Source organism: Roseburia hominis A2-183 (assembly GCF_000225345.1).
Taxonomy (GTDB): Bacteria; Bacillota; Clostridia; order Lachnospirales; family Lachnospiraceae; genus Roseburia; species Roseburia hominis.
Genome location: NC_015977.1, coordinates 524,958 through 545,451 on the forward strand (window position 1 = coordinate 524,958; position 20,494 = coordinate 545,451).

A 20,494-nucleotide genomic window follows, 5' to 3' on the forward strand; every position below is an offset into this window, starting at 1 on the left:
ATCACGAATTAGGGTATAATGTGAATAAGCAATGAGCAGTGCAGACAGGAGAAGTGGCGCGTTCTGTGCTGGCACAGAGAACGCGCCGCTGCGAGTGGCTGATAGTGCGAATGCACGTCAGCGTGAAAAAAGCGAAGCGTTTTCACGCGGCACTGCGAAACCGAGGTGGACGAATTTGCTCCATATGAACGCGCCAGCGAGCCGGGGAAACCGGAGGTTTTCCCGGCTTTTGGTTTGCGCGCCATGGGCGCGCTCTAACGGGTGAAAGTCCCGAACACGCCTAGGCAACGAGGAAGTGTATAGCCGAACAGCAAGGGTGTCTATCGTGAGGTGGAATCTGAAGGAAGCTGTAAGCAAACTCTTGGTCCGACGGACAGAAATCACATATAAGGCTCGGAAATAGGGATAAGTCTGCCAAAAGAGATGAAGTCCAAAAGTTGCTGGAAGTACGAGTAGATGTGGCGGATAGGTGAGAGGAAAGAGCGTGCACCTTAAGCGTGGAGGTCTCACAGAGGTTTCATTAGCCTAGTAACAACAAACTGTGAGAAGTCAGCCGAGCCCATAGTAGTGAGGAAGTCTCTGTAATGGAGATGGAGCGAAGGGGCGAACAATCAACAAGTTTGAGTATGTCTTGAATTGCAGAAGAGATAACATCTGCCGTAACTAATCGGGCAAAAGATGGTCAAATCAAGCGAGACGGAAGGAAAAGAACGCATGGAGACAAGTAGTCTAATGGAGCAGATACTATCCAGCGATAACCTCAACAGAGCATATCTGCAAGTCGTACGAAATAAAGGTGCCGAGGGAGTGGACGGAATGAAGTACACAGAACTTAAAGAACATCTTACAAAGAACGGCGAAATCATCAAGGAACAGTTGAGGACAAGAAAATATAAACCTCAGCCAGTACGAAGAGTGGAGATACCAAAGCCTGGTGGCGGTGTCAGAAACCTGGGAGTACCAACAGTAACAGACAGATTTATACAACAAGCCATTGCGCAGATATTAACACCAATCTATGAGGAGCAGTTTCATGACCATAGTTACGGATTCAGACCGAATAGATGTGCACAGCAGGCAATCCTGACAGCACTCGATATAATGAATGATGGTAATGACTGGATTGTAGACATTGACTTGGAAAAGTTCTTTGACACAGTAAATCATGACAAACTGATGACGATTATTGGAAGAACAATTAAAGATGGAGATGTTATCTCTATTATTAGAAAATATCTTGTCAGTGGAATCATGATTGACGACGAATATGAGGATTCTATTGTGGGAACACCACAAGGCGGAAATCTCTCGCCACTATTGGCGAATATTATGCTGAATGAACTAGATAAGGAAATGGAGAAGCGAGGACTCAACTTTGTGCGATATGCGGATGACTGTATTATCATGGTCGGAAGTGAAATGTCTGCGAATAGAGTTATGAGAAATATCTCACGATTCATAGAGGAGAAACTAGGACTTAAGGTCAACATGACTAAAAGCAAAGTAGATAGACCGCAAGGGTTAAAATGCCTTGGGTTTGGATTCTACTACGATACAAGTGCACAGCAATTCAAGGCAAAACCACATGCAAAATCAGTAGCCAAGTTTAAGAAGAGAATGAGGGAACTCACTTGCCGTAGCTGGGGCGTTAGCAACAGCTATAAAGTGGGGAAACTTAATCAGCTTATCAGAGGATGGATAAACTACTTTAAGATAGGTAGTATGAAAACTCTCTGTAGAGAACTTGATGGAAACATTAGATATAGACTACGCATGTGTATTTGGAAACATTGGAAAACACCACAAAACAAAGAGAAGAATTTAGTTAAGCTCGGTGTTCCAAGATGGGCGGCACATAAAGTGGCAAATACAGGAAATCGTTATGCACACATGTGTCATAATGGATGGATACAAAAGGCTATAAGCATAAAGAGACTAACCTCATTCGGATTAGTCTCAATGTTAGATTACTACACCGAAAGGTGTACAACTTGTTAAGTTGATTGAACCGCCGTGTACCGAACGGTACGCACGGTGGTGTGAGAGGTCGGAATTTCTTATTTAAGAGAAATTCCTCCTACTCGATCCGGAGCGTGATATGCAGTGCGAAGAATATACGAGTGGCTGATAGTGCGAATGCCTGTCATCACGCGGCACTGCGAAGAAATGCCGGACACCTGCGTGGAAAGGACAACATGTCATGGGAAGAGGAAGAAGCGAGAAGCAGAAACAGAAGCTGCTTTACATGGCGCAGCTTTTATATGAGAGAACGGACGAGGATCATCCTGTGACGACGCAGGAGGTGATCGACTATCTGGAGGCGAACGGAATCCGTTCGGAGCGCAAGACAGTGTACACCGATATGGAGGAACTGGAAGATTTCGGGCTGGATATTATACGGGTGAAGGAGCGACCCGGCGGATATTATCTTGCCAGCCGCAAATTTGAACTGGCGGAGTTAAAACTTCTCGTGGATGCCGTGCAGGCGTCGAAGTTCATCACGACGAAGAAGTCGAGAGAGCTGATTGCCAAGCTGGAGACGCTTTGCGGCAGGGAACAGGCAAAGCAGCTCCACAGGCAGGTCGTGGTGACCAACCGCAGCAAGGCGGTCAATGAAAACATTTATTATAATGTAGATATGATTTACAATGCCATCGCGGAAAATGTGAAGATCCGTTTTCAGTATTTTGAATGGACGGTCAATAAAGAGATGAAACTGCGGCGGGACGGCAGTTACTATGAAGTGAGTCCCTGGCTGCTCTCGTGGGATGACGAAAACTATTATCTGATCGCCTACGACGACAGAAGCCGCGACATCCGCCATTACCGTGTGGATAAAATGCTAAAGATCGAACTTACGGCGGAAAGCAGAGAGGGGAAGGAGCAGTTCGGGAGCTTTGACGTGGCGGCATATTCCCGAAAAACGTTCGGCATGTTCGCGGGGGAGGACGAGACTGTGACCTTAATCTGCGAAGACGCCCTCACGGGAGTCATGATCGACCGTTTCGGCAAGGAGGTCGCGATGCGCCGGTATGATGAGACAAGAATCCGGGTGCGGGTGAGTGTCGCGGTCAGCCGCCAGTTTTTCGGCTGGCTGGCTGGACTTGGCGCGGCAGTGCGGATCGAGTCGCCGGAATCTGTTGTGCGGGAATACCGCGAGTATCTGGAAACTATTTTGAAAACATACGGGGAGCAGGAACTATGAGAGAGCGCACTTATGAGATAAAGATAGAGGGCGTGCCGATCATTGTCACGAAAAAACGGATGAAAAACATGTATCTGCGCATCAGTAAAGAGGACGGTACAGTGCGGATCTCAGCGCCGCATCAGATGAGTGATGCGCGGATTGCGGCATTTGCCAGAGAACGGATCGAATGGATACGGAAATATCAGCAGAAATACAAAGAAGCCGGAGAGCGCCGTTCGGAAAAACGGGAGCTGGATGCGGCAGAAATCGCGCGCAGAAAGAAACAGTTAAAGCGTGAGGTGGAGCGTCTTGTGGCAAAATGGGAGCCGGTGATGAGGGTGAAAGTCTCCGGAATCACCATCCGGCAGATGAAGACGAGATGGGGGTCCTGCAATGTGCAGACACATCACATCAACATCAATCTGGCGCTCTTGTCCAAGCCTCCGGAGTGCCTCGAGTATGTCGTGGTACATGAGATGACACATATTCTGGAGGCGAGCCACAATCAGCGCTTCTGGGGATTCATGACGAAGTTTTACCCGGACTGGAAGCGCGTGCGAAAATATCTAAGTGACGAGACTGTGGATTAGCGTGCCGGAAGAAGCGGGGCTGACGGATCAGATAAACTGATTGGTCGCCGGATCGTACTCGTAGTCTATATTTTTTAATGCAGAGATAACCTCTGTAGCATCAATCTGGTAGGTTGCGGCAAATTCTTCCAGCGACGGGTAGTGGTCACGAAGCTGTGTGTTGACAAAGCTTAAGAGCATGACGGGATCTTTGGGAAGTGTATTCATGGTATGGGTTCCTCTTTTCTTAATTTTATGTTAAAATAGCACGGCACACGAGAAATTGCAAGAGGTGAAACGAATGGGACAGAAGATAGACAAGGAAGTATTTGATAAATTTTTTAAAGAGAGTTACTGCACCGTCGAATATGAGACGGTCAAGGAAGAGTTTGAGCGGATCGCATCGATCGGGAACGATCTGTTTACGGGAAGCTATGAGGCGAGAAACCTGAACCGGGAGAATTTTATCCTATATCTGACCAGTGACAGCTATTGTGATTTTGAGGCTGCCGTGCAGGAGGCGATGGATGATCTGAACCCGGAGATTCTGGATGCGGTGATGGATGTGACGGAAGCGCAGGAGGACGGTGATGAGATCACGGAGGTCTACTGGGATACACAGAGGGAATTGCTGCACGATTTTCTGTTGCGGCTGTACGATGAAGTGATTTCAACATGGAAATAGAACAGAAATGCGAAAAGGAGGACGTCTTATGGCGAAGGCAAGCTGTGACAGCTGTGTATACAATGTGTACGATGAAGATGACGAGACCTACTACTGTGAAGTGGATATGGATGAGGATGATGCGGCGAGACTGATGCAGGGACATTACAGAGAATGTCCGTATTATCAGCTGGACGATGAATATGCGGTGGTAAGACACCAGATGTAAAAAGGGAAGGGCGCAACTTTAAAGCTGCGCTCCCTTCCTTTTTTATCTATCTTATTTCTCGCTGCACCGAATCGAAGCTTCCACAAAGCCTTTAAAGAGCGGATGCGGACGGTTCGGTCTGGACTTTAACTCCGGATGAGCCTGTGTGGCAACGAACCACGGATGCTCCGGAATCTCAATCATCTCTACGATTCTGCCGTCCGGAGAGGTACCGCAGAGCTTCATGCCGCTCTCGGTGAGAGAAGCGCGGAAGTCGTTGTTGACCTCATAACGGTGTCTGTGTCTCTCATGGATCTCCTCAGCACCGTATACCTCGTATGCCTTGGAGGTCTTGTCCAGAATACACGGATAAGAACCAAGACGTAAGGTTCCGCCGATGTCCTCGATGCCGTTCTGATCCGGCATGAGTGCGATGACCGGATGCGTGGTGTTTGGATCAAGCTCGATGCTGTGCGCATCGTTGAAGCCGCAGACATGTCTTGCGTACTCGATGATCGCAACCTGCATGCCGAGGCACAGACCAAGGTACGGAATCTGATGCTCACGTGCGTATTTTGCGGCAAGGATCATTCCCTCGACACCGCGGGAACCGAATCCACCCGGTACGAGAATACCGGATACATCGGATAAGATCTCGTCCACGTTCTCTGTTGTGACGTCCTCAGAATCCACCCACTTGATATTCACGGTTGCGCGCTCCGCAATGCCGCCGTGCTTCAACGCCTCCACAACGGAGATATAAGCGTCGTGAAGTGCGGTATATTTTCCAACTAATGCGACAGTCACTTCCTTGTTCGGATGACGGAGTGCGTCGACCATTGCCTCCCAGTCCTTTAAATCCGGTTCCGGACAGTCCAGATGAAGCGCTTCGCAGGCAACCTTGGCGAGATTCTCCTTCTCCATGGCAAGCGGCGCCTCATAGAGATATTCAACGTCAAGATTCTGAAGTACATTGCGGTTCGGCACGTTACAGAACAGCGCGATCTTGTCCTTGAGACTCTGATCGAGCGGATGCTCGGAACGGCAGACGATGATATCCGGCTGGATACCCATTCCCTGCAGCTCTTTGACGCTCGCCTGTGTCGGCTTTGTCTTAAGCTCGCCGGATGCCTTGATATATGGAATCAATGTTACATGAATGAGGATGGCATTCTCGTGCCCTACTTCGTGCTGGAACTGACGGATTGCCTCGAGGAACGGCTGGCTCTCGATGTCGCCGACGGTACCGCCGACTTCAATGATGGCAATGTGTGTCTCCTCGGAAGTAAAGTTCCGGTAAAAGCGGCTCTTGATCTCGTTTGTGATGTGAGGGATGACCTGTACGGTACCTCCGCCGAAATCGCCGCGGCGCTCCTTCTGAAGAACAGACCAGTATACCTTACCGGTTGTAACGTTGGAATTCTTGGTCAGGCTCTCGTCGATGAAACGCTCATAATGTCCTAAGTCCAGGTCTGTTTCTGCACCGTCATCGGTCACAAATACCTCGCCGTGCTGGATCGGGTTCATGGTTCCGGGATCGATGTTGATGTACGGGTCGAATTTCTGCATGGTCACTTTGTAGCCACGGGCTTTTAAAAGTCTTCCCAGAGAAGCAGCCGTGATACCTTTCCCAAGGCCGGAAACGACACCACCGGTGACAAAGACATATTTTACAGGCATAGGGTTTTCCTCCTCATATAAAAGTACAGTTGTGTGAATAATAGTAATACGATCTATATAACCCATACAGTATACAACTAAGTGTCCGGAAAATCCAGCACAATTTCAAAAACACAGAAAATAGTATGCCGGGAAATTTTAGAATTATTTTAGAAATGACAGGAAAACTTCACGAAGAACGTATTGCTTTTAAATTCCATTTTCAATATAATATAGAAGATATACGATAAGAATCCAGACTCTGAACTGGCGGAGCCTGTTGGAAAGGATAAATACTTCAATGGACAATCAGGGATCGAATAACAATTACAATAACGGTAATTCAAACGGAGGGAATAACGGAGACGGCGGCAAAGGGAATCACAATGGTCAGATTTTGATGGCATTTATACTGATTTCACTGATTGCGCTGTTTATTATGAGTCTTGTAACCAATCAGTTCAACCAGATGAGCACGCAGGAGGTGTCTTACTCGGAGTTTCTCGACATGGTGAACGGCACTGGCAAATGGGAAGGCAGAAGCGTGAAGTCAGTGGAGATCGGTTCGTACCAGATCGACATCACACTGAATTCCGATGAGAAAACACCTTACGAGGTGACTTACTACTGCGGGCGTGTGGCGGATGATGAGCTGATTCCGTTACTTAAGGAAAAGGGCGTGGATATCAGCGGAGTGATTCCGGATAACACATCCACCTGGATTTACAGTATTTTAAGCTACCTGATTCCGCTGGTGCTGATCTGGGTTGTGCTCGGCGTGGTGATGCGCCGGATGGGCGGCGGCGCTATGGGCGTCGGCAAGAGCAACGCCAAGGTTTATGTGGAGAAGCAGACCGGCGTGACGTTCAAGGATGTTGCGGGACAGGATGAGGCGAAGGAATCGCTGCAGGAGGTTGTCGATTTCCTGCACAACCCGAAAAAGTACCGCGACATCGGTGCGAAGCTGCCGAAGGGTGCACTTCTTGTGGGACCTCCGGGAACCGGTAAGACGCTCCTTGCCAAGGCAGTGGCGGGCGAGGCGAAGGTACCGTTTTTCTCGCTGGCAGGTTCGGATTTTGTGGAGATGTTCGTCGGTGTCGGAGCTTCCCGTGTGAGGGATCTGTTTAAGGAAGCACAGAAGCAGGCACCGTGTATCATCTTTATCGATGAGATCGATGCGATCGGTAAGAGCCGTGACACCCGTTACGGCGGCAACGACGAGAGAGAGCAGACATTGAACCAGCTCCTTGCGGAGATGGACGGCTTTGACACGTCCAAGGGAATTCTGATTCTCGCTGCAACCAACCGTCCGGAGGTACTGGACAAGGCGTTGCTCCGTCCGGGACGTTTTGACCGCCGGATCATTGTCGACAAGCCGGATCTGAAGGGACGTCTGGAGACACTCAAGGTACATTCCAAGGACGTCATGATGGATGAGACCGTGGATCTGGATGCACTGGCACTTGCGACGGCAGGTCTGGTGGGTTCCGATCTTGCCAATATGATCAATGAGGCAGCAATCAATGCCGTCAAGAACGGCAGAAAGTTTGTCAACCAGTCCGATCTGTTTGACGCGTTTGAACTTGTGGCAGTCGGCGGCAAGGAGAAGAAGGACCGCGTGATGAGTGACAAGGAGCGCAAGATCGTGTCCTACCATGAGGTCGGACACGCGATGGTGACGGCGCTTCAGAAGAACACCGAGCCGGTACAGAAGATCACGATTGTTCCGCGTACGATGGGAGCGCTCGGCTACACGCTGCAGACGCCGGAGGAGGAGAAGTATCTCCAGACCAAGGATGAACTTTTAGCGAAGATTACCACTTACATGGCAGGACGTGCAGCGGAGGTGCTGGTATTCCAGTCGGCAACCAGCGGTGCGGCGAACGATATTGAGCAGGCGACGGCGATTGCCAGGGCAATGGTAACGCAGTACGGTATGTCCGATAAGTTCGGTATGATGTGCCTGGCGACGGTGGAGAACCAGTATCTGGACAACCGCGCAGGACTGATCTGCGGTGAGGACACGGCGGCGCAGATTGATAAGGAGGTACTTGCCATTATCAATCACGCATATGATGAGGCGATACGTCTCCTCACGGAGAACCGGGAGGTGCTCGATCATATCGCAGAATACCTCTACGAGCATGAGACGATTACCGGTAAGGAATTCATGAAGATTTTCCGTGAACTGAAAGGAATCCCGGAGCCGGAGGACGAGGCAGAGAAGAAGACGTTCTTCGAGCAGGCGGAGGAAGCCCGTCAGGAACTCGAGGAGGGAAAAACTGCCGCAGAGAGTCAGAACATGGATGATGTATTGCTGCGCAATACGCAGGATCATGAGGAACAGTAATGTTTGTAATTGAAGAAGAACTTAAAAAACTCCCGGATCAGCCGGGAGTTTATATTATGCATGACAGCCGTGATGCCATTATCTACATTGGCAAGGCGGTCAGTCTGCGCAAGCGGGTGCACCAGTATTTTCAGCCAAGCCATGATGAGGGTATCAAAAAAGCGCAGATGGTAAAACAGATTGCGCGGTTTGAGTACATTGTGACGGATTCCGAACTGGAGGCGCTGGTACTGGAATGTAATCTGATCAAAGAACATCGGCCGAAGTACAACACCATGCTGCGGGACGATAAGACATATCCGTACATCAGAGTGACTCTCGGGGAAGATTTTCCGAGAGTTCTCTTTTCCCGCCAGCAGAAAAAAGACAAATCGCGGTACTTTGGTCCTTACACGAGCGCGGGAGCAGTCAAGGATACGATCGAGCTGGTGAACAAGATCTATCAGCTGCGCACCTGCAACCGGAACCTGCCGCGCGACACGGGAAAGGACCGCCCGTGTCTGAATTATCACATTCATCAGTGCACGGCGCCCTGCCAGGGATATATCACAAAGGAAGCGTACCGTGAGCGCGTGGATGCGGTGGTGGAATTTTTAAATGGCAATTATGCGCCGGTGCTAAAGTCTCTGGAAGAGAAGATGAATACGGCGTCGGCCAATCTGGAATTTGAAAAGGCGATTGAGTACCGGGAGCTTTTAAACAGTGTCAGACAGATCGCACAGAAGCAGAAGATTACGCACACGGACGGCGAGGACAAGGACATTATTGCGCTGGCGGCGGATGACCGCGACGCGGTGGTGCAGGTATTTTTTATCCGTGATGGCAAGCTGATCGGCAGAGACCATTTTTATGTGAAGATCGGAACGGAGGACACCAAAGCCCAGATCCTTACCACATTCTTAAAGCAGTTCTATTCGGGAACGCCGTTCATTCCGAGAGAGATTATGCTGCCGCAGGAGATCGAGGAGCAGGAGGTGCTTGCCGACTGGCTTGGCGAGAAGCGGGGCAGCAAGGTTTACATCCGGGTACCGCAGAAGGGCATGAAAGAAAAGCTGGTGGAACTCGCACAGAAGAATGCCAAGATGGTTCTTGCGCAGGATCGCGAGAAGATCAAGCGCGAGGAAGGCAGGACGATCGGCGCGTTAAAGGAGATTGAACAGCTTTTAGATATGAAAGGATTAAACCGCGTGGAGGCGTACGATATCTCAAATACGAGCGGTTTTGAGTCGGTCGGTTCCATGATTGTGTATGAGAAAGGCAAGCCAAAGCGGAGTGACTACCGGAAGTTCAAGCTGCGGACGGTGTCGGGACCGGATGACTATGCCTCCATGTATGAGGTGCTGACGAGAAGATTTACGCATGGCATGCGTGAGATGGAGGAGATGGAAGAAAAGGACCTGTCGGAGGAGTACGGCAGTTTCACAAGATTTCCGGATCTGATCATGATGGACGGCGGCCGCGGGCAGGTGAACATTGCGCTCAAAGTGCTGGAGGAGCTGCATCTTAATATTCCGGTCTGTGGAATGGTCAAAGATGATAATCACCGCACGCGCGGGCTATACTATCATAATGTAGAGATACCCATCGACCGTGGAAGCGAGGGATTTAAGCTGATTACGCGAATTCAGGACGAGGCGCACCGTTTTGCGATTGAGTACCACCGGTCGCTCCGGAGCAAGGAGCAGGTACATTCCGTGCTGGATGACATTCCGGATATCGGACCGGCAAGGCGCAAGGCGCTGATGAAAAAATATCAGTCGCTGGAGGCAATCCGGGAGGCGACGGAGGAAGACCTCGCACAGACGGACAGCATGAGCCCGCAGGCAGCGCGCTCGGTTTATCGGTTTTTCCGGGAGAAAGAACGGGAAAACCAGCCGTCCGATTAGTTGAAGATTCCATGTGCCTATGGTATAATTTGCACAAAAGTAAATCACATACAAAGGAGCGTAAGGGATGAGTGGTGTTGGTGTAGCAAAAGTGGCGCAGATTCTCGATCTGTGCAATTTTATTCCGCAGATGGAATTAAAAGGACATCGGATCATGATCCGTGATGTCAACCGTCCGGCATTGCAGCTGAGCGGCTATTTCGAGCATTTTGAGCAGTCTCGTGTGCAGATCATTGGTACCGTGGAATACACGTATCTGCAACAGCTGGATGAGAAGAAAAAAGAAGCGATTTACCGGGAGTTTATGGCTTACGATATTCCGTGCGTCATTTTCTGCCGTGATTTAAAGCCGGACGAGATGTTCCTCAAAATTGCGGAGGAGAGCAACCTGCCGGTATTCGGAACCAAGCGAAGCACATCCGAGTTCATGGCGGAGCTGATCTACTGCCTGAGCGAGCAGCTGGCACCGTGCATCACCATTCACGGCGTGCTTGTAGATGTCTACGGCGAGGGACTTCTGATTATGGGAGAGAGCGGTATCGGTAAGAGCGAGGCAGCACTCGAGCTTGTGCGCAGAGGACATCGTCTGGTAACCGATGATGTCGTGGAGATCCGCAAGATCAACGAGCATACGCTGATCGGTACTTCACCGGACATCACACGTTACTTTATCGAGCTGCGCGGAATCGGCATCATTGATGTGAAGACGCTGTTCGGTGTCGAGGGCGTCAAGGAGAAGCAGCAGATCGATCTGGTCATCAAGCTGGAAGACTGGAAGAAGGATAATGAGTATGACCGTCTGGGACTTGAGGAGGAGTACACAGAGTTCCTCGGCAATAAAGTCGTATGTCATTCGCTTCCGATCCGCGCCGGACGTAACCTTGCAGTCATCTGTGAGGCAGCGGCAGTCAACCACAGACAGAAGAAGATGGGTTACAATGCCGCACAGGAGCTGTACCGCCGTGTACAAGAGAACCTGACGAAGAAGTCCGACGATGAGGAAGACGAATAGATCAATAAAGACGAATAGATCAATATAGGTTAGGAGAAACAACAGCAATGGAAAGAAAGAATGCATGGGAGAAATACCCGGAAGGAAAAAAGAGAGACGAAGTTTTTGATTTTGCGGAGGAGTACCGTAAGTTTTTGTCAGACTGCAAGACGGAGCGCGAGTGCGTGACCTATTTTGCCAAGAAAGCAGAGAAGGCGGGATTCGTAAATCTGGATACCGTGCTGGAGAAGGGTACAAAGCTTGCAGCCGGAGATAAAGTATATGCAAACAATATGGGAAAAGGACTTGCCCTGTTCGTAATCGGTGAGAAGAGCATGGAGCACGGCATGAATATTCTCGGCGCACATATTGATTCCCCGCGCATGGACTTAAAGCAGGACCCGCTGTATGAAGACACGGATTTCGCGATGCTGGATACCCACTATTACGGCGGTATCAAGAAGTACCAGTGGGTGACACTGCCGCTGGCTCTGCACGGCGTCATTGCGAAAAAGGACGGCACCGTGGTCAAAGTGAGTGTCGGAGACAAGCCGGGTGATCCGGTATTCGGCGTGAGCGATCTTTTGATCCACCTTTCCGGAGAGCAGATGGAGAAAAAGGCAGCCAAGGTCATTGAGGGAGAAAACCTCGATCTGATCATCGGCAGCATTCCGGCGGAAGCGGATGAAAAAGACGACGTCAAGGAAAAGGTAAAAGCCAATATCATGAAGATCCTTGCAAAGGAATATGATATAGAGGAAGAGGATTTCCTCTCTGCGGAGATTGAGGTCGTACCGGCCGGCGAAGCGAGAGACTACGGCTTTGACAGAAGCATGATTATGGGCTACGGACACGATGACAGAGTGTGCGCATATCCTTCCTTTGAGGCGATTGCGGCGATGGAGAAGCCGGAGATCACAAGTGTATGCCTTCTGGTAGACAAGGAAGAGATCGGAAGTGTCGGTGCGAGCGGTATGCAGTCCCGTTTCTTCGAGAATACGGTCGCAGAGGTGATGAATGCGGCAGGAACGTATTCTGAACTGGCACTCAGACGTGCACTGAAGAACTCGAGCGTTCTCTCTTCGGATGTATCGGCGGCATTTGACCCGAACTTCCCGTCCGTGATGACGAAGCGCAACGCAGCATATTTTGGAAGAGGACTTGTGTTTAACAAATATACCGGAGCCAGAGGCAAATCCGGATCGAACGATGCGAATGCAGAGTACGTGGGAGCACTCCGCGCGATCATGGACCGCAACGAGGTGTCATTCCAGACGGCAGAACTCGGCAAGGTAGACCAGGGCGGCGGCGGAACGATCGCCTACATTCTTGCCAACTATGGCATGCGTGTGATTGACAGCGGTGTGGCAGTGCTGAACATGCATGCACCGTGGGAGATCATCAGCAAGGTGGATCTGTATGAGGCATATCGCGGCTATATTGCATTTTTAAAGGAACAGGCATGAAACAACAGTTATTGGATACGTTAGAACAGATCGCAGGAAAAGAAAATATTCATCCGAACGAGCCGATGAGCCGCCACACGACCTTTCGTGTGGGCGGTCCGGCGGATGTGCTGGTGACGCCGGAAGCGGAGAAACTTGCAGCAGTTACCGGTGCATGCCGGGAGGCGGGAGAGCCATATTACATTGTCGGAAACGGCAGTAACCTCCTGGTGGGAGATGGTGGTATCCGTGGGGTGGTCATTCTTACCAGAGACGGGATGGATGAGATTTCGGCAGACGGCGTGCGGATTACGGCGGGAGCGGGAGCACTCCTGTCACGCACGGCGTCGCTTGCTGCGTCACATGCGCTGACCGGGATGGAATTTGCAGCCGGGATTCCGGGAACGATCGGCGGTGCAGTTGTGATGAATGCGGGAGCTTACGGCGGAGAGATGCGGGACATCATAGAGACTGTGACCGTGCTCGATGAGACGGGAGTACAGCATGTGCTGTCCGTGGAGGAGCTGGAGCTTGGCTACCGCACGAGCTGCATTTTAAAGAAGCACTATATTGTCACACAGGCGGTATTGAAGCTTGCAGCGGGAGAGGAGCAGGCCATCCGGGCACGGATGAAGGAACTTGCCACGCAGCGCGCCGAAAAGCAGCCGCTCGAATATCCGAGTGCGGGAAGCACATTTAAACGGCCGGAGGGATATTTTGCCGGAAAGCTGATCATGGATGCGGGATTGCGCGGATACCGGGTCGGCGGAGCACAGGTATCGCAGAAACACTGCGGATTTGTGGTCAACACAGGGAATGCGACCGCACAGGATGTGAGGACGCTGATTGCGGATGTGAGCGCAGAGGTGGACAGACAGTTTCAGGTGAAGCTGGAACCGGAGATTAAGATGCTTGGCGAATTTTAGCCCGATAGACAAAGATAACAGCAGGATACGCAGGAATGGAGAGTGACTGGCATGAAGTTCGTGATTTTGACCGGAATGTCCGGAGCCGGAAAGAGTACGGCAATTAAGATGATGGAAGATATCGGATACTACTGTGTGGATAATCTTCCGATTGCATTGCTTGAAAAGTTCGTGGAGCTGTCGAGCCTGCAGGAAAATGCAGAACTGCAGAAAGTGGCGGTCGGTATTGACATCCGGAACGGCCAGGCACTGGAAGAGATACGCGACGTGCTTGCGCGGATCAAAAAAAAGAAGGTTCACTACGAGATTCTGTTTCTGGATGCAGAGGATTCTGTATTGGTCAAGCGCTACAAGGAGACCAGAAGAAACCATCCGCTGTCCGGCGGAGACCGGGTGGACAAGGGCATTGAAGAAGAGAGAAAGCGTCTGGCATTTTTGAAAGAGAGTGCAGACTATATTATAGATACCAGCCAGCTTCTGACCAGGGAGCTGAAAGCGGAGCTGGATAAGATTTTTGTGCAGAATCAGGACTATAAGAATCTGTTTATCACGATTCTGTCGTTTGGATTTAAGTATGGGATTCCGGCGGACTCCGATCTGGTCTTTGACGTGCGTTTTCTGCCGAATCCGTATTATGTGGAAGGATTGCGGGCAAAGACGGGCAATGACAAGGAGATTCAGGACTATGTGTTCCAGTATGAGGAGGCGCATACGTTTTTGGACAAGCTCGAGGATATGCTGAACTTCCTGATTCCGAATTATATTGCAGAAGGGAAGAACCAGCTTGTAATCTCCATTGGCTGCACCGGAGGAAAGCACCGGTCGGTCACGCTCGCCAATGCGCTGTATGAACGGCTTTCCGGACAAAAGGGATACGGACTGAAAATAGAGCACCGCGACATCGGTAAAGATGCGCTCCGCGGGAAATAGACCCCGCAGACAAAAGGAAGAGCCGATGGACGCGAGGGACGGTTGGAGTAAGCTATGTCATTTTCAAGTGAGGTAAAAACGGAACTGGCAAAACATCTGGGAAAAAGCAGACATTGCCAGATTGCAGAGCTGGCGGCGCTGATTGCATTTGAGGGAAGAATCCCTGCGGCGGAATCGGAGAACCGGCTGCTGATGCAAAAATATCAGCTGCTGTTAGCAGAACTGTTTCATATAGAAGAAATCCATACCGAGGAGGAGGCGCGCAGCGTTTTTTCCACGGTTAAAATGTACAACGATGCCACGGGGGAGGCGGAGCCGGAAGATACGGTCAAGGGACTCCTCATTCAGCAGAACTGCTGCAAGAGGGCGTACATAAGAGGGGCGTTTCTGGCGGGAGGATCGATCAGCGATCCCAACAAATCCTACCATTTTGAGATTGTATGCCGCAGTATCCCACAGGCCGAACAGCTTCGGGATGTAATCAACAGCTTTGACATGGACGCCAAGATTGTGGCACGCAAAAAATATCAGGTTGTGTACTTGAAGGAAGGCTCGCAGATTGTAGATATTCTAAACATTATGGAGGCGCATGTTGCGCTCATGAATCTGGAGAATGTGCGGATTCTGAAGGAAATGCGTAATTCGGTGAACCGCAAGGTGAACTGCGAGACAGCGAATATCAGCAAGACGGTAAACGCTGCAGTCAAACAGCTTGCGGACATTGAATATATAAGAGAGACGGCCGGCTTGTCATATCTGCCGGAGAATCTCAAAGAGATGGCACTGCTTCGGCTGGAATACCCGGATGCGCCGCTTGCAGAACTGGGAACCTACCTGAATCCTCCTGTGGGAAAATCAGGTGTGAATCACAGGCTTCGCAGAATCAGCGAGATGGCAGACAGCCTCCGGCAGCAGACAGTGTAAGGTGTAAGTTAAAAAGCGAGGATGGGAGGATGCAATGAAAAAGAGTGTGGTAGTAAAGATGCAGCAGGATTTTGAGGCAAGACCGATCGCAAATCTCGTGCAGGTGGCAAACCGGTATGAAAGCAAAATCTATCTGGAACATGGTGACAGCCGTGTCAATGCGAAGAGCATTATGGGGATGATGAGTCTGGCGTTGTTAAACGGTGAGGAGATTCTTGTGGATGCAGAGGGAGCGGACGAAGCGGAAGCCGTTGCAGCGATTGAGGAATTCCTCGTCTCATAGAAAGAAATAAGATAAGGGTGTATAAATAATGGGTACAAAGAAAAAGTTACTGTTTGTGTTTAATCCGTTTTCAGGCAAGGCACAGATCAAGAATCAGCTGTTGGATATTGTGGATGTGATGGTGAAGGCGGATTATGAGGTCACCATCTATCCGACACAGGCACAGGGAGACGCGATACATAAGATCGAGATGGAAGCCGGCGATTATGATCTCGTCGTGTGCAGCGGCGGGGACGGTACGCTGGATGAAGTGGTGACGGGGATGATGCACCGTGAGAAAAAGGTACCGCTCGGCTATATTGCGGCGGGCAGCACGAATGATTTTGCCACATCGCTCGGCATTCCGAAAAATATGGTCAAGGCGGCGGAGACAGCCGTTGCAGGTCGGGCGTTCCCGTGTGATATCGGGGCGTTTAACGGGGACTTCTTCGTGTACGTGGCGGCATTTGGGCTGTTTACGGAAGTCTCCTACAAGACGAGTCAGGAGTGGAAGAATGTGCTGGGACATGCGGCTTACATCTTAGAGGGCGCGAAGTGCCTGCACGACATCCCGTCGTTCCTCATGCAGGTAGAGTACGACAATGTGCGTCTTCAGGACGAGTTCATCTACGGGATGATCAGCAATTCCACCTCCGTGGGCGGATTTAAGGGGATGACCGGAAAGGACGTCCTGCTGGATGACGGAGTCTTCGAGGTCACACTCATCAAAAAGCCGAAGAACCCGATCGAGTTAAACGAGATCATCGCATCGTTGATCAATCTTGTGGACGATACGGACATGATTTATTCGTTTAAGACCAGCGAAGTGCGGTTCACGGCGAAGAACACAATCCCGTGGACGCTGGATGGAGAATTCGGCGGCGACCATGAGGAGGTCGTGGTGAAGAACCTGTGCAAGGCAGTCGAGATTATGGTGCCGCAGGGCGAGTGAGAGACCTTGTCGGGAAGTATGTTTTGTTAAAAATTTAACTTTATTTTTTACAGGAAGTAATATATAATAGCGGTAGGGTAAAAACAACTGCCGCATTGCGGCAAATTGATTAAGTTATGGAGGAATTCATTATGTTAGTATCTGCAAAAGAAATGTTAGAAAAAGCAAAAGCTGGTCACTATGCAGTAGGTCAGTTCAACATCAACAACCTTGAGTGGACAAAGTCTGTTCTCCTGACAGCAGAAGAGTTACAGTCTCCGGTAATCCTTGGTGTTTCCGAGGGCGCTGGTAAGTATATGACCGGTTTCGGTACAGTTGCAGCGATGGTAAAGGCAATGCATGATGAGCTCGGTATCACAGTTCCGGTTGCACTTCATCTGGATCATGGTACATACGAAGGATGCTACAAGTGCATCAAGGCTGGATTCACATCCATCATGTTCGACGGTTCCCACTATCCGATCGACGAGAACGTTGAGAAGACCAAGGAGCTGGTTCAGGTTGCACATGCAATGGGAATGTCCATCGAGGCTGAGGTTGGTTCCATCGGCGGCGAGGAAGACGGCGTTGTCGGCATGGGCGAGTGCGCAGATCCGGACGAGTGCAAGCGTGTAGCTGATCTTGGTGTAGATATGCTTGCAGCAGGTATCGGTAACATTCACGGAAAATATCCGGCAAACTGGAAGGGCTTAAGCTTTGAGACTCTGGATGCAATCCAGCAGAAGACAGGCGTTATGCCGTTAGTTCTTCACGGTGGTACAGGTATCCCGGCTGACATGATCAAGAAAGCAATCTCTCTCGGTGTTGCAAAGATCAACGTAAACACAGAGTGCCAGTTATCTTTCGCAGATGCTACACGTAAATATATCGAGGCTGGCAAGGATCTGGAAGGCAAGGGCTTTGACCCGCGTAAACTTCTTGCTCCTGGCGCAGAGGCAATCAAGGCAACTGTAAAAGAGAAGATGGAGCTGTTCGGTTCCGTAGGTAAGGCAAACGACTAATTCTTTATGGAATGAAGTTGTTTTGTCGGACAACAGAATTTTTTCACAATAATTTGACTAGAACTTTATTATTTTTGTTAGAAGTGTAAAAATTAAAAATATATAAAGTTTTCGCTTGCATTTCGTTTTAAAAAGTATTATCTTAATACCAACAAAACAATGTGAGCGATGAACAAGGGTGTTCCAATAGACTTGGAATGCCCTTTTTTCTGTATACAGAACTTTACATGAAGTTCTGGTTGAAATCCGACAGGAAATCGCGTACATTAGAATAAGCAAGTCTGGTCTTAGGGGATTGGATTAGTGAGAAGAAAGGATGTAGAAGATGAGCGAAACAGGATACCTTAATGCAGCAGAGATTTTCGGTGAAAACGTATTCAACGATGCAGTAATGCAGGAACGTCTTCCGAAGAAAGTCTACAAGAAGTTAAAGGAAGTAATCAACGAGGGAAAAGAACTGGATCTCGAGACAGCGGATGTTGTCGCACATGAGATGAAAGAGTGGGCGATTGAAAAAGGCGCTACCCATTACACACACTGGTTCCAGCCGCTGACAGGCGTGACCGCAGAGAAGCACGATGCATTTATCACAGCTCCGATGGAGAATGGTAAAGTGCTGATGAGCTTTTCCGGTAAGGAATTGATCAAGGGCGAGCCGGATGCTTCTTCTTTCCCGTCAGGAGGTCTTAGAGCAACATTTGAAGCCAGAGGCTATACCGCATGGGATTGTACATCACCGGCATTCGTGAGACAGGATGCAGCAGGTGCAACCCTTTGTATTCCAACCGCGTTCTGTTCTTACACAGGTGAGGCACTTGACCAGAAGACGCCGCTTCTCCGCTCTATGGAAGCAATCAATGAGCAGTCACTTCGCTTATTAAAATTATTCGGAAATACTACATCAAAGAAAGTAACACCGTCCGTTGGACCGGAGCAGGAATACTTTATCGTAGACCGCGAGAAGTATTTACAGAGAAAGGATCTCATCTTTACCGGACGTACCTTATTCGGAGCAATGCCGCCGAAGGGACAGGAGATGGACGATCACTATTTCGGATCAATTCGTGAGCGCATCGGTGCATACATGAAGGACGTCAATGAGGAACTCTGGAAGCTTGGCGTTACGGCAAAGACACAGCACAACGAGGTGGCCCCGGCACAGCATGAGCTTGCTCCGATCTACGCAGAGGCGAACGTGGCAGTCGATCACAACCAGCTCGTTATGGAGACATTGAAGAAAGTTGCCGGCCGTCATGGTTTACAGTGTCTGCTTCATGAGAAGCCATTCGCAGGTGTGAACGGTTCCGGTAAGCACAACAACTGGTCGATCACGACAGACGATGGCATCAACCTCTTAGAGCCGGGCAAGACACCGCATGAGAACATCCAGTTCCTGTTAGTCCTTACCTGCATCTTAAAAGCAGTAGATAGGCATGCAGATCTCTTGAGAGAGGCAGCAGCAGATGTCGGAAACGATCACAGATTAGGAGCAAACGAGGCACCGCCAGCAATCGTATCCATATATCTTGGTGAGCAGCTGCAGGATGTGCTTTCACAGCTGATCAGCACTGGTGAGGCAACACACAGTATCTCCGGCAAGAAGTTAGAGACCGGTGTTAAGACGCTTCCGGATTTCATGAAGGATGCAACCGACCGTAACCGTACATCACCGTTTGCATTCACAGGCAATAAATTCGAGTTCCGTATGGTAGGTTCCCAGGATTCCATCGCCCAGTCGAACGTGGTACTCAACACGATCGTGGCAGAGGCATTTGCAGAGGCATGCGACGTCTTAGAGAAGGCAGATGACTTTGACATGGCAGTACATGATCTGATCAAGGAGTATGCAACCGAGCATCAGAGAATCGTATTCAACGGCAACGGATATTCAGACGAGTGGGTAGCAGAGGCAGAGAAGCGCGGTCTTCCGAACATCCGCTCCATGGTAGATGCGATCCCGGCACTCAACACAGAGAAGGCAGTGACACTGTTTGAGAAGTTCAAGGTATTTACCAAGGCTGAGCTGGATTCCCGTGTGGAGATCGAGTATGAGACCTATGCAAAAGAGATCAATATCGAGGCAAAGGCAATGATCGACATTGCTGCAAAGCAGATCATTCCGGCAGTTATCAAATATACAACGGTACTGGCACAGTCCATCAATGCCGTAAAGAGTGCATGCGGCGCAGATATCAGCGCGCAGACAGAGATCCTCACAGAGGTATCCGATCTTCTGGCAGACGCACAGAATGCTCTCGACAAGTTAAAGGATGTGACAGAGAAAGCATCTGCAATGGATGAGGGCAGAGAGCAGGCTGTATACTACAGAGATACGGTAAAGACAGCGATGGATGAACTCAGAGCGCCGGTAGATAAGCTGGAGATGTTAGTTGATAAGTCAATGTGGCCGATGCCGTCCTATGGAGATTTGATTTTCGAGGTATAGTTGCTACCATCAACCTCCTAAATAAAAAATCCCCCCTAAAGGGAGAAAAAACTCCCCGAAAGGGGAGGATTGCCAGGTGACAACCGTCACCTGG

The 20,494-nt window shown here is 49.9% G+C and carries 18 protein-coding genes; 16 read left to right on the forward strand and 2 right to left on the reverse strand.

What is annotated here, in order from left to right:
* Positions 1-714: 714 nt before the first annotated feature.
* From ltrA to RHOM_RS02350, 3 genes are all read left to right on the forward strand, one after another.
* Entirely contained in the window at positions 715-1,998 is a 1,284-nt protein-coding gene (gene ltrA, locus RHOM_RS02340; protein WP_014078653.1) for a group II intron reverse transcriptase/maturase, read from the forward strand.
* 202 nt (positions 1,999-2,200) lie between these two features.
* Positions 2,201-3,205, forward strand: a complete 1,005-nt coding sequence (locus tag RHOM_RS02345) for a helix-turn-helix transcriptional regulator (protein WP_014078654.1) — start codon at positions 2,201-2,203, stop codon at positions 3,203-3,205.
* Positions 3,202-3,777: a M48 family metallopeptidase gene (locus tag RHOM_RS02350; RefSeq protein ID WP_014078655.1), complete on the forward strand. Its 576-nt coding sequence runs from the start codon at positions 3,202-3,204 to the stop codon at positions 3,775-3,777. The genes RHOM_RS02345 and RHOM_RS02350 overlap by 4 nt, the downstream gene beginning before the upstream one ends.
* Positions 3,778-3,804: 27 nt before the next feature.
* On the opposite strand, the gene RHOM_RS02355 is transcribed toward RHOM_RS02350, so the two are convergent.
* Entirely contained in the window at positions 3,805-3,984 is a 180-nt protein-coding gene (locus tag RHOM_RS02355) for a DUF4250 domain-containing protein (protein ID WP_014078656.1), read from the reverse strand.
* 73 nt (positions 3,985-4,057) lie between these two features.
* Here RHOM_RS02355 and RHOM_RS02360 point away from each other — a divergent pair, with 73 nt between their 5' ends.
* Both RHOM_RS02360 and RHOM_RS02365 read left to right on the forward strand, forming a co-directional pair.
* Positions 4,058-4,441 (forward strand): hypothetical protein, encoded by a 384-nt coding sequence (locus RHOM_RS02360; RefSeq protein ID WP_014078657.1) that lies wholly within the window; start codon positions 4,058-4,060, stop codon positions 4,439-4,441.
* 28 nt (positions 4,442-4,469) lie between these two features.
* Positions 4,470-4,649 carry a DUF6472 family protein gene (locus RHOM_RS02365; RefSeq protein ID WP_014078658.1) on the forward strand — a complete coding sequence of 60 codons (180 nt, stop codon included), beginning with the start codon at positions 4,470-4,472 and terminating at the stop codon, positions 4,647-4,649.
* A gap of 51 nt (positions 4,650-4,700) precedes the next feature.
* On the opposite strand, the gene RHOM_RS02370 is transcribed toward RHOM_RS02365, so the two are convergent.
* The gene (locus tag RHOM_RS02370; protein ID WP_014078659.1) at positions 4,701-6,308 is read right to left on the reverse strand and encodes a CTP synthase; all 1,608 of its coding nucleotides are present in this window, start codon (positions 6,306-6,308) and stop codon (positions 4,701-4,703) included.
* A gap of 280 nt (positions 6,309-6,588) precedes the next feature.
* On the opposite strand from RHOM_RS02370, the gene ftsH reads away from it, so the two are divergent.
* The 11 genes from ftsH (at position 6,589) to RHOM_RS02425 (ending at position 20,400) form a co-directional block, all read left to right on the forward strand.
* Positions 6,589-8,637 (forward strand): ATP-dependent zinc metalloprotease FtsH, encoded by a 2,049-nt coding sequence (ftsH, locus tag RHOM_RS02375; protein WP_014078660.1) that lies wholly within the window; start codon positions 6,589-6,591, stop codon positions 8,635-8,637.
* Complete coding sequence (gene uvrC / locus RHOM_RS02380) at positions 8,637-10,523, forward strand: excinuclease ABC subunit UvrC (RefSeq protein ID WP_014078661.1); 1,887 nt, start codon at positions 8,637-8,639, stop codon at positions 10,521-10,523. Before ftsH ends, uvrC begins: the two co-directional genes overlap by 1 nt.
* Positions 10,524-10,590: 67 nt before the next feature.
* Positions 10,591-11,535 carry an HPr(Ser) kinase/phosphatase gene (hprK, locus tag RHOM_RS02385; protein ID WP_014078662.1) on the forward strand — a complete coding sequence of 315 codons (945 nt, stop codon included), beginning with the start codon at positions 10,591-10,593 and terminating at the stop codon, positions 11,533-11,535.
* A 47-nt stretch (positions 11,536-11,582) separates the two neighbouring features.
* Positions 11,583-12,980: an aminopeptidase gene (locus RHOM_RS02390; RefSeq protein WP_014078663.1), complete on the forward strand. Its 1,398-nt coding sequence runs from the start codon at positions 11,583-11,585 to the stop codon at positions 12,978-12,980.
* Positions 12,977-13,885, forward strand: a complete 909-nt coding sequence (gene murB, locus RHOM_RS02395; protein WP_014078664.1) for a UDP-N-acetylmuramate dehydrogenase — start codon at positions 12,977-12,979, stop codon at positions 13,883-13,885. The genes RHOM_RS02390 and murB overlap by 4 nt, the downstream gene beginning before the upstream one ends.
* 51 nt (positions 13,886-13,936) lie before the next feature.
* Positions 13,937-14,815, forward strand: a complete 879-nt coding sequence (gene rapZ / locus RHOM_RS02400) for an RNase adapter RapZ (protein WP_014078665.1) — start codon at positions 13,937-13,939, stop codon at positions 14,813-14,815.
* A gap of 54 nt (positions 14,816-14,869) precedes the next feature.
* Complete coding sequence (gene whiA, locus RHOM_RS02405) at positions 14,870-15,739, forward strand: DNA-binding protein WhiA (protein ID WP_014078666.1); 870 nt, start codon at positions 14,870-14,872, stop codon at positions 15,737-15,739.
* Between the two features lie 34 nt (positions 15,740-15,773).
* Positions 15,774-16,022, forward strand: coding sequence for an HPr family phosphocarrier protein (locus RHOM_RS02410; protein ID WP_014078667.1), 249 nt, complete (start codon positions 15,774-15,776; stop codon positions 16,020-16,022).
* 28 nt (positions 16,023-16,050) lie between these two features.
* Positions 16,051-16,953, forward strand: coding sequence for a diacylglycerol/lipid kinase family protein (locus RHOM_RS02415; protein ID WP_014078668.1), 903 nt, complete (start codon positions 16,051-16,053; stop codon positions 16,951-16,953).
* Positions 16,954-17,084: 131 nt separating this feature from the next.
* Positions 17,085-17,954, forward strand: coding sequence for a class II fructose-1,6-bisphosphate aldolase (gene fba / locus RHOM_RS02420; RefSeq protein WP_014078669.1), 870 nt, complete (start codon positions 17,085-17,087; stop codon positions 17,952-17,954).
* Between the two features lie 325 nt (positions 17,955-18,279).
* Positions 18,280-20,400: a glutamine synthetase III family protein gene (locus RHOM_RS02425; protein WP_014078670.1), complete on the forward strand. Its 2,121-nt coding sequence runs from the start codon at positions 18,280-18,282 to the stop codon at positions 20,398-20,400.
* The last annotated feature ends 94 nt before the right edge of the window (positions 20,401-20,494 follow it).

Coding starts and splice junctions, on each gene's coding strand:
- ltrA (WP_014078653.1), top strand. CDS start 715: ATGGAGACAAGTAGTCTAATGGAGCAGATACTATCCAGCGATAACCTC.
- RHOM_RS02345 (WP_014078654.1), top strand. CDS start 2,201: ATGGGAAGAGGAAGAAGCGAGAAGCAGAAACAGAAGCTGCTTTACATG.
- RHOM_RS02350 (WP_014078655.1), top strand. CDS start 3,202: ATGAGAGAGCGCACTTATGAGATAAAGATAGAGGGCGTGCCGATCATT.
- RHOM_RS02355 (WP_014078656.1), bottom strand. CDS start 3,984: ATGAATACACTTCCCAAAGATCCCGTCATGCTCTTAAGCTTTGTCAAC.
- RHOM_RS02360 (WP_014078657.1), top strand. CDS start 4,058: ATGGGACAGAAGATAGACAAGGAAGTATTTGATAAATTTTTTAAAGAG.
- RHOM_RS02365 (WP_014078658.1), top strand. CDS start 4,470: ATGGCGAAGGCAAGCTGTGACAGCTGTGTATACAATGTGTACGATGAA.
- RHOM_RS02370 (WP_014078659.1), bottom strand. CDS start 6,308: ATGCCTGTAAAATATGTCTTTGTCACCGGTGGTGTCGTTTCCGGCCTT.
- ftsH (WP_014078660.1), top strand. CDS start 6,589: ATGGACAATCAGGGATCGAATAACAATTACAATAACGGTAATTCAAAC.
- uvrC (WP_014078661.1), top strand. CDS start 8,637: ATGTTTGTAATTGAAGAAGAACTTAAAAAACTCCCGGATCAGCCGGGA.
- hprK (WP_014078662.1), top strand. CDS start 10,591: ATGAGTGGTGTTGGTGTAGCAAAAGTGGCGCAGATTCTCGATCTGTGC.
- RHOM_RS02390 (WP_014078663.1), top strand. CDS start 11,583: ATGGAAAGAAAGAATGCATGGGAGAAATACCCGGAAGGAAAAAAGAGA.
- murB (WP_014078664.1), top strand. CDS start 12,977: ATGAAACAACAGTTATTGGATACGTTAGAACAGATCGCAGGAAAAGAA.
- rapZ (WP_014078665.1), top strand. CDS start 13,937: ATGAAGTTCGTGATTTTGACCGGAATGTCCGGAGCCGGAAAGAGTACG.
- whiA (WP_014078666.1), top strand. CDS start 14,870: ATGTCATTTTCAAGTGAGGTAAAAACGGAACTGGCAAAACATCTGGGA.
- RHOM_RS02410 (WP_014078667.1), top strand. CDS start 15,774: ATGAAAAAGAGTGTGGTAGTAAAGATGCAGCAGGATTTTGAGGCAAGA.
- RHOM_RS02415 (WP_014078668.1), top strand. CDS start 16,051: ATGGGTACAAAGAAAAAGTTACTGTTTGTGTTTAATCCGTTTTCAGGC.
- fba (WP_014078669.1), top strand. CDS start 17,085: ATGTTAGTATCTGCAAAAGAAATGTTAGAAAAAGCAAAAGCTGGTCAC.
- RHOM_RS02425 (WP_014078670.1), top strand. CDS start 18,280: ATGAGCGAAACAGGATACCTTAATGCAGCAGAGATTTTCGGTGAAAAC.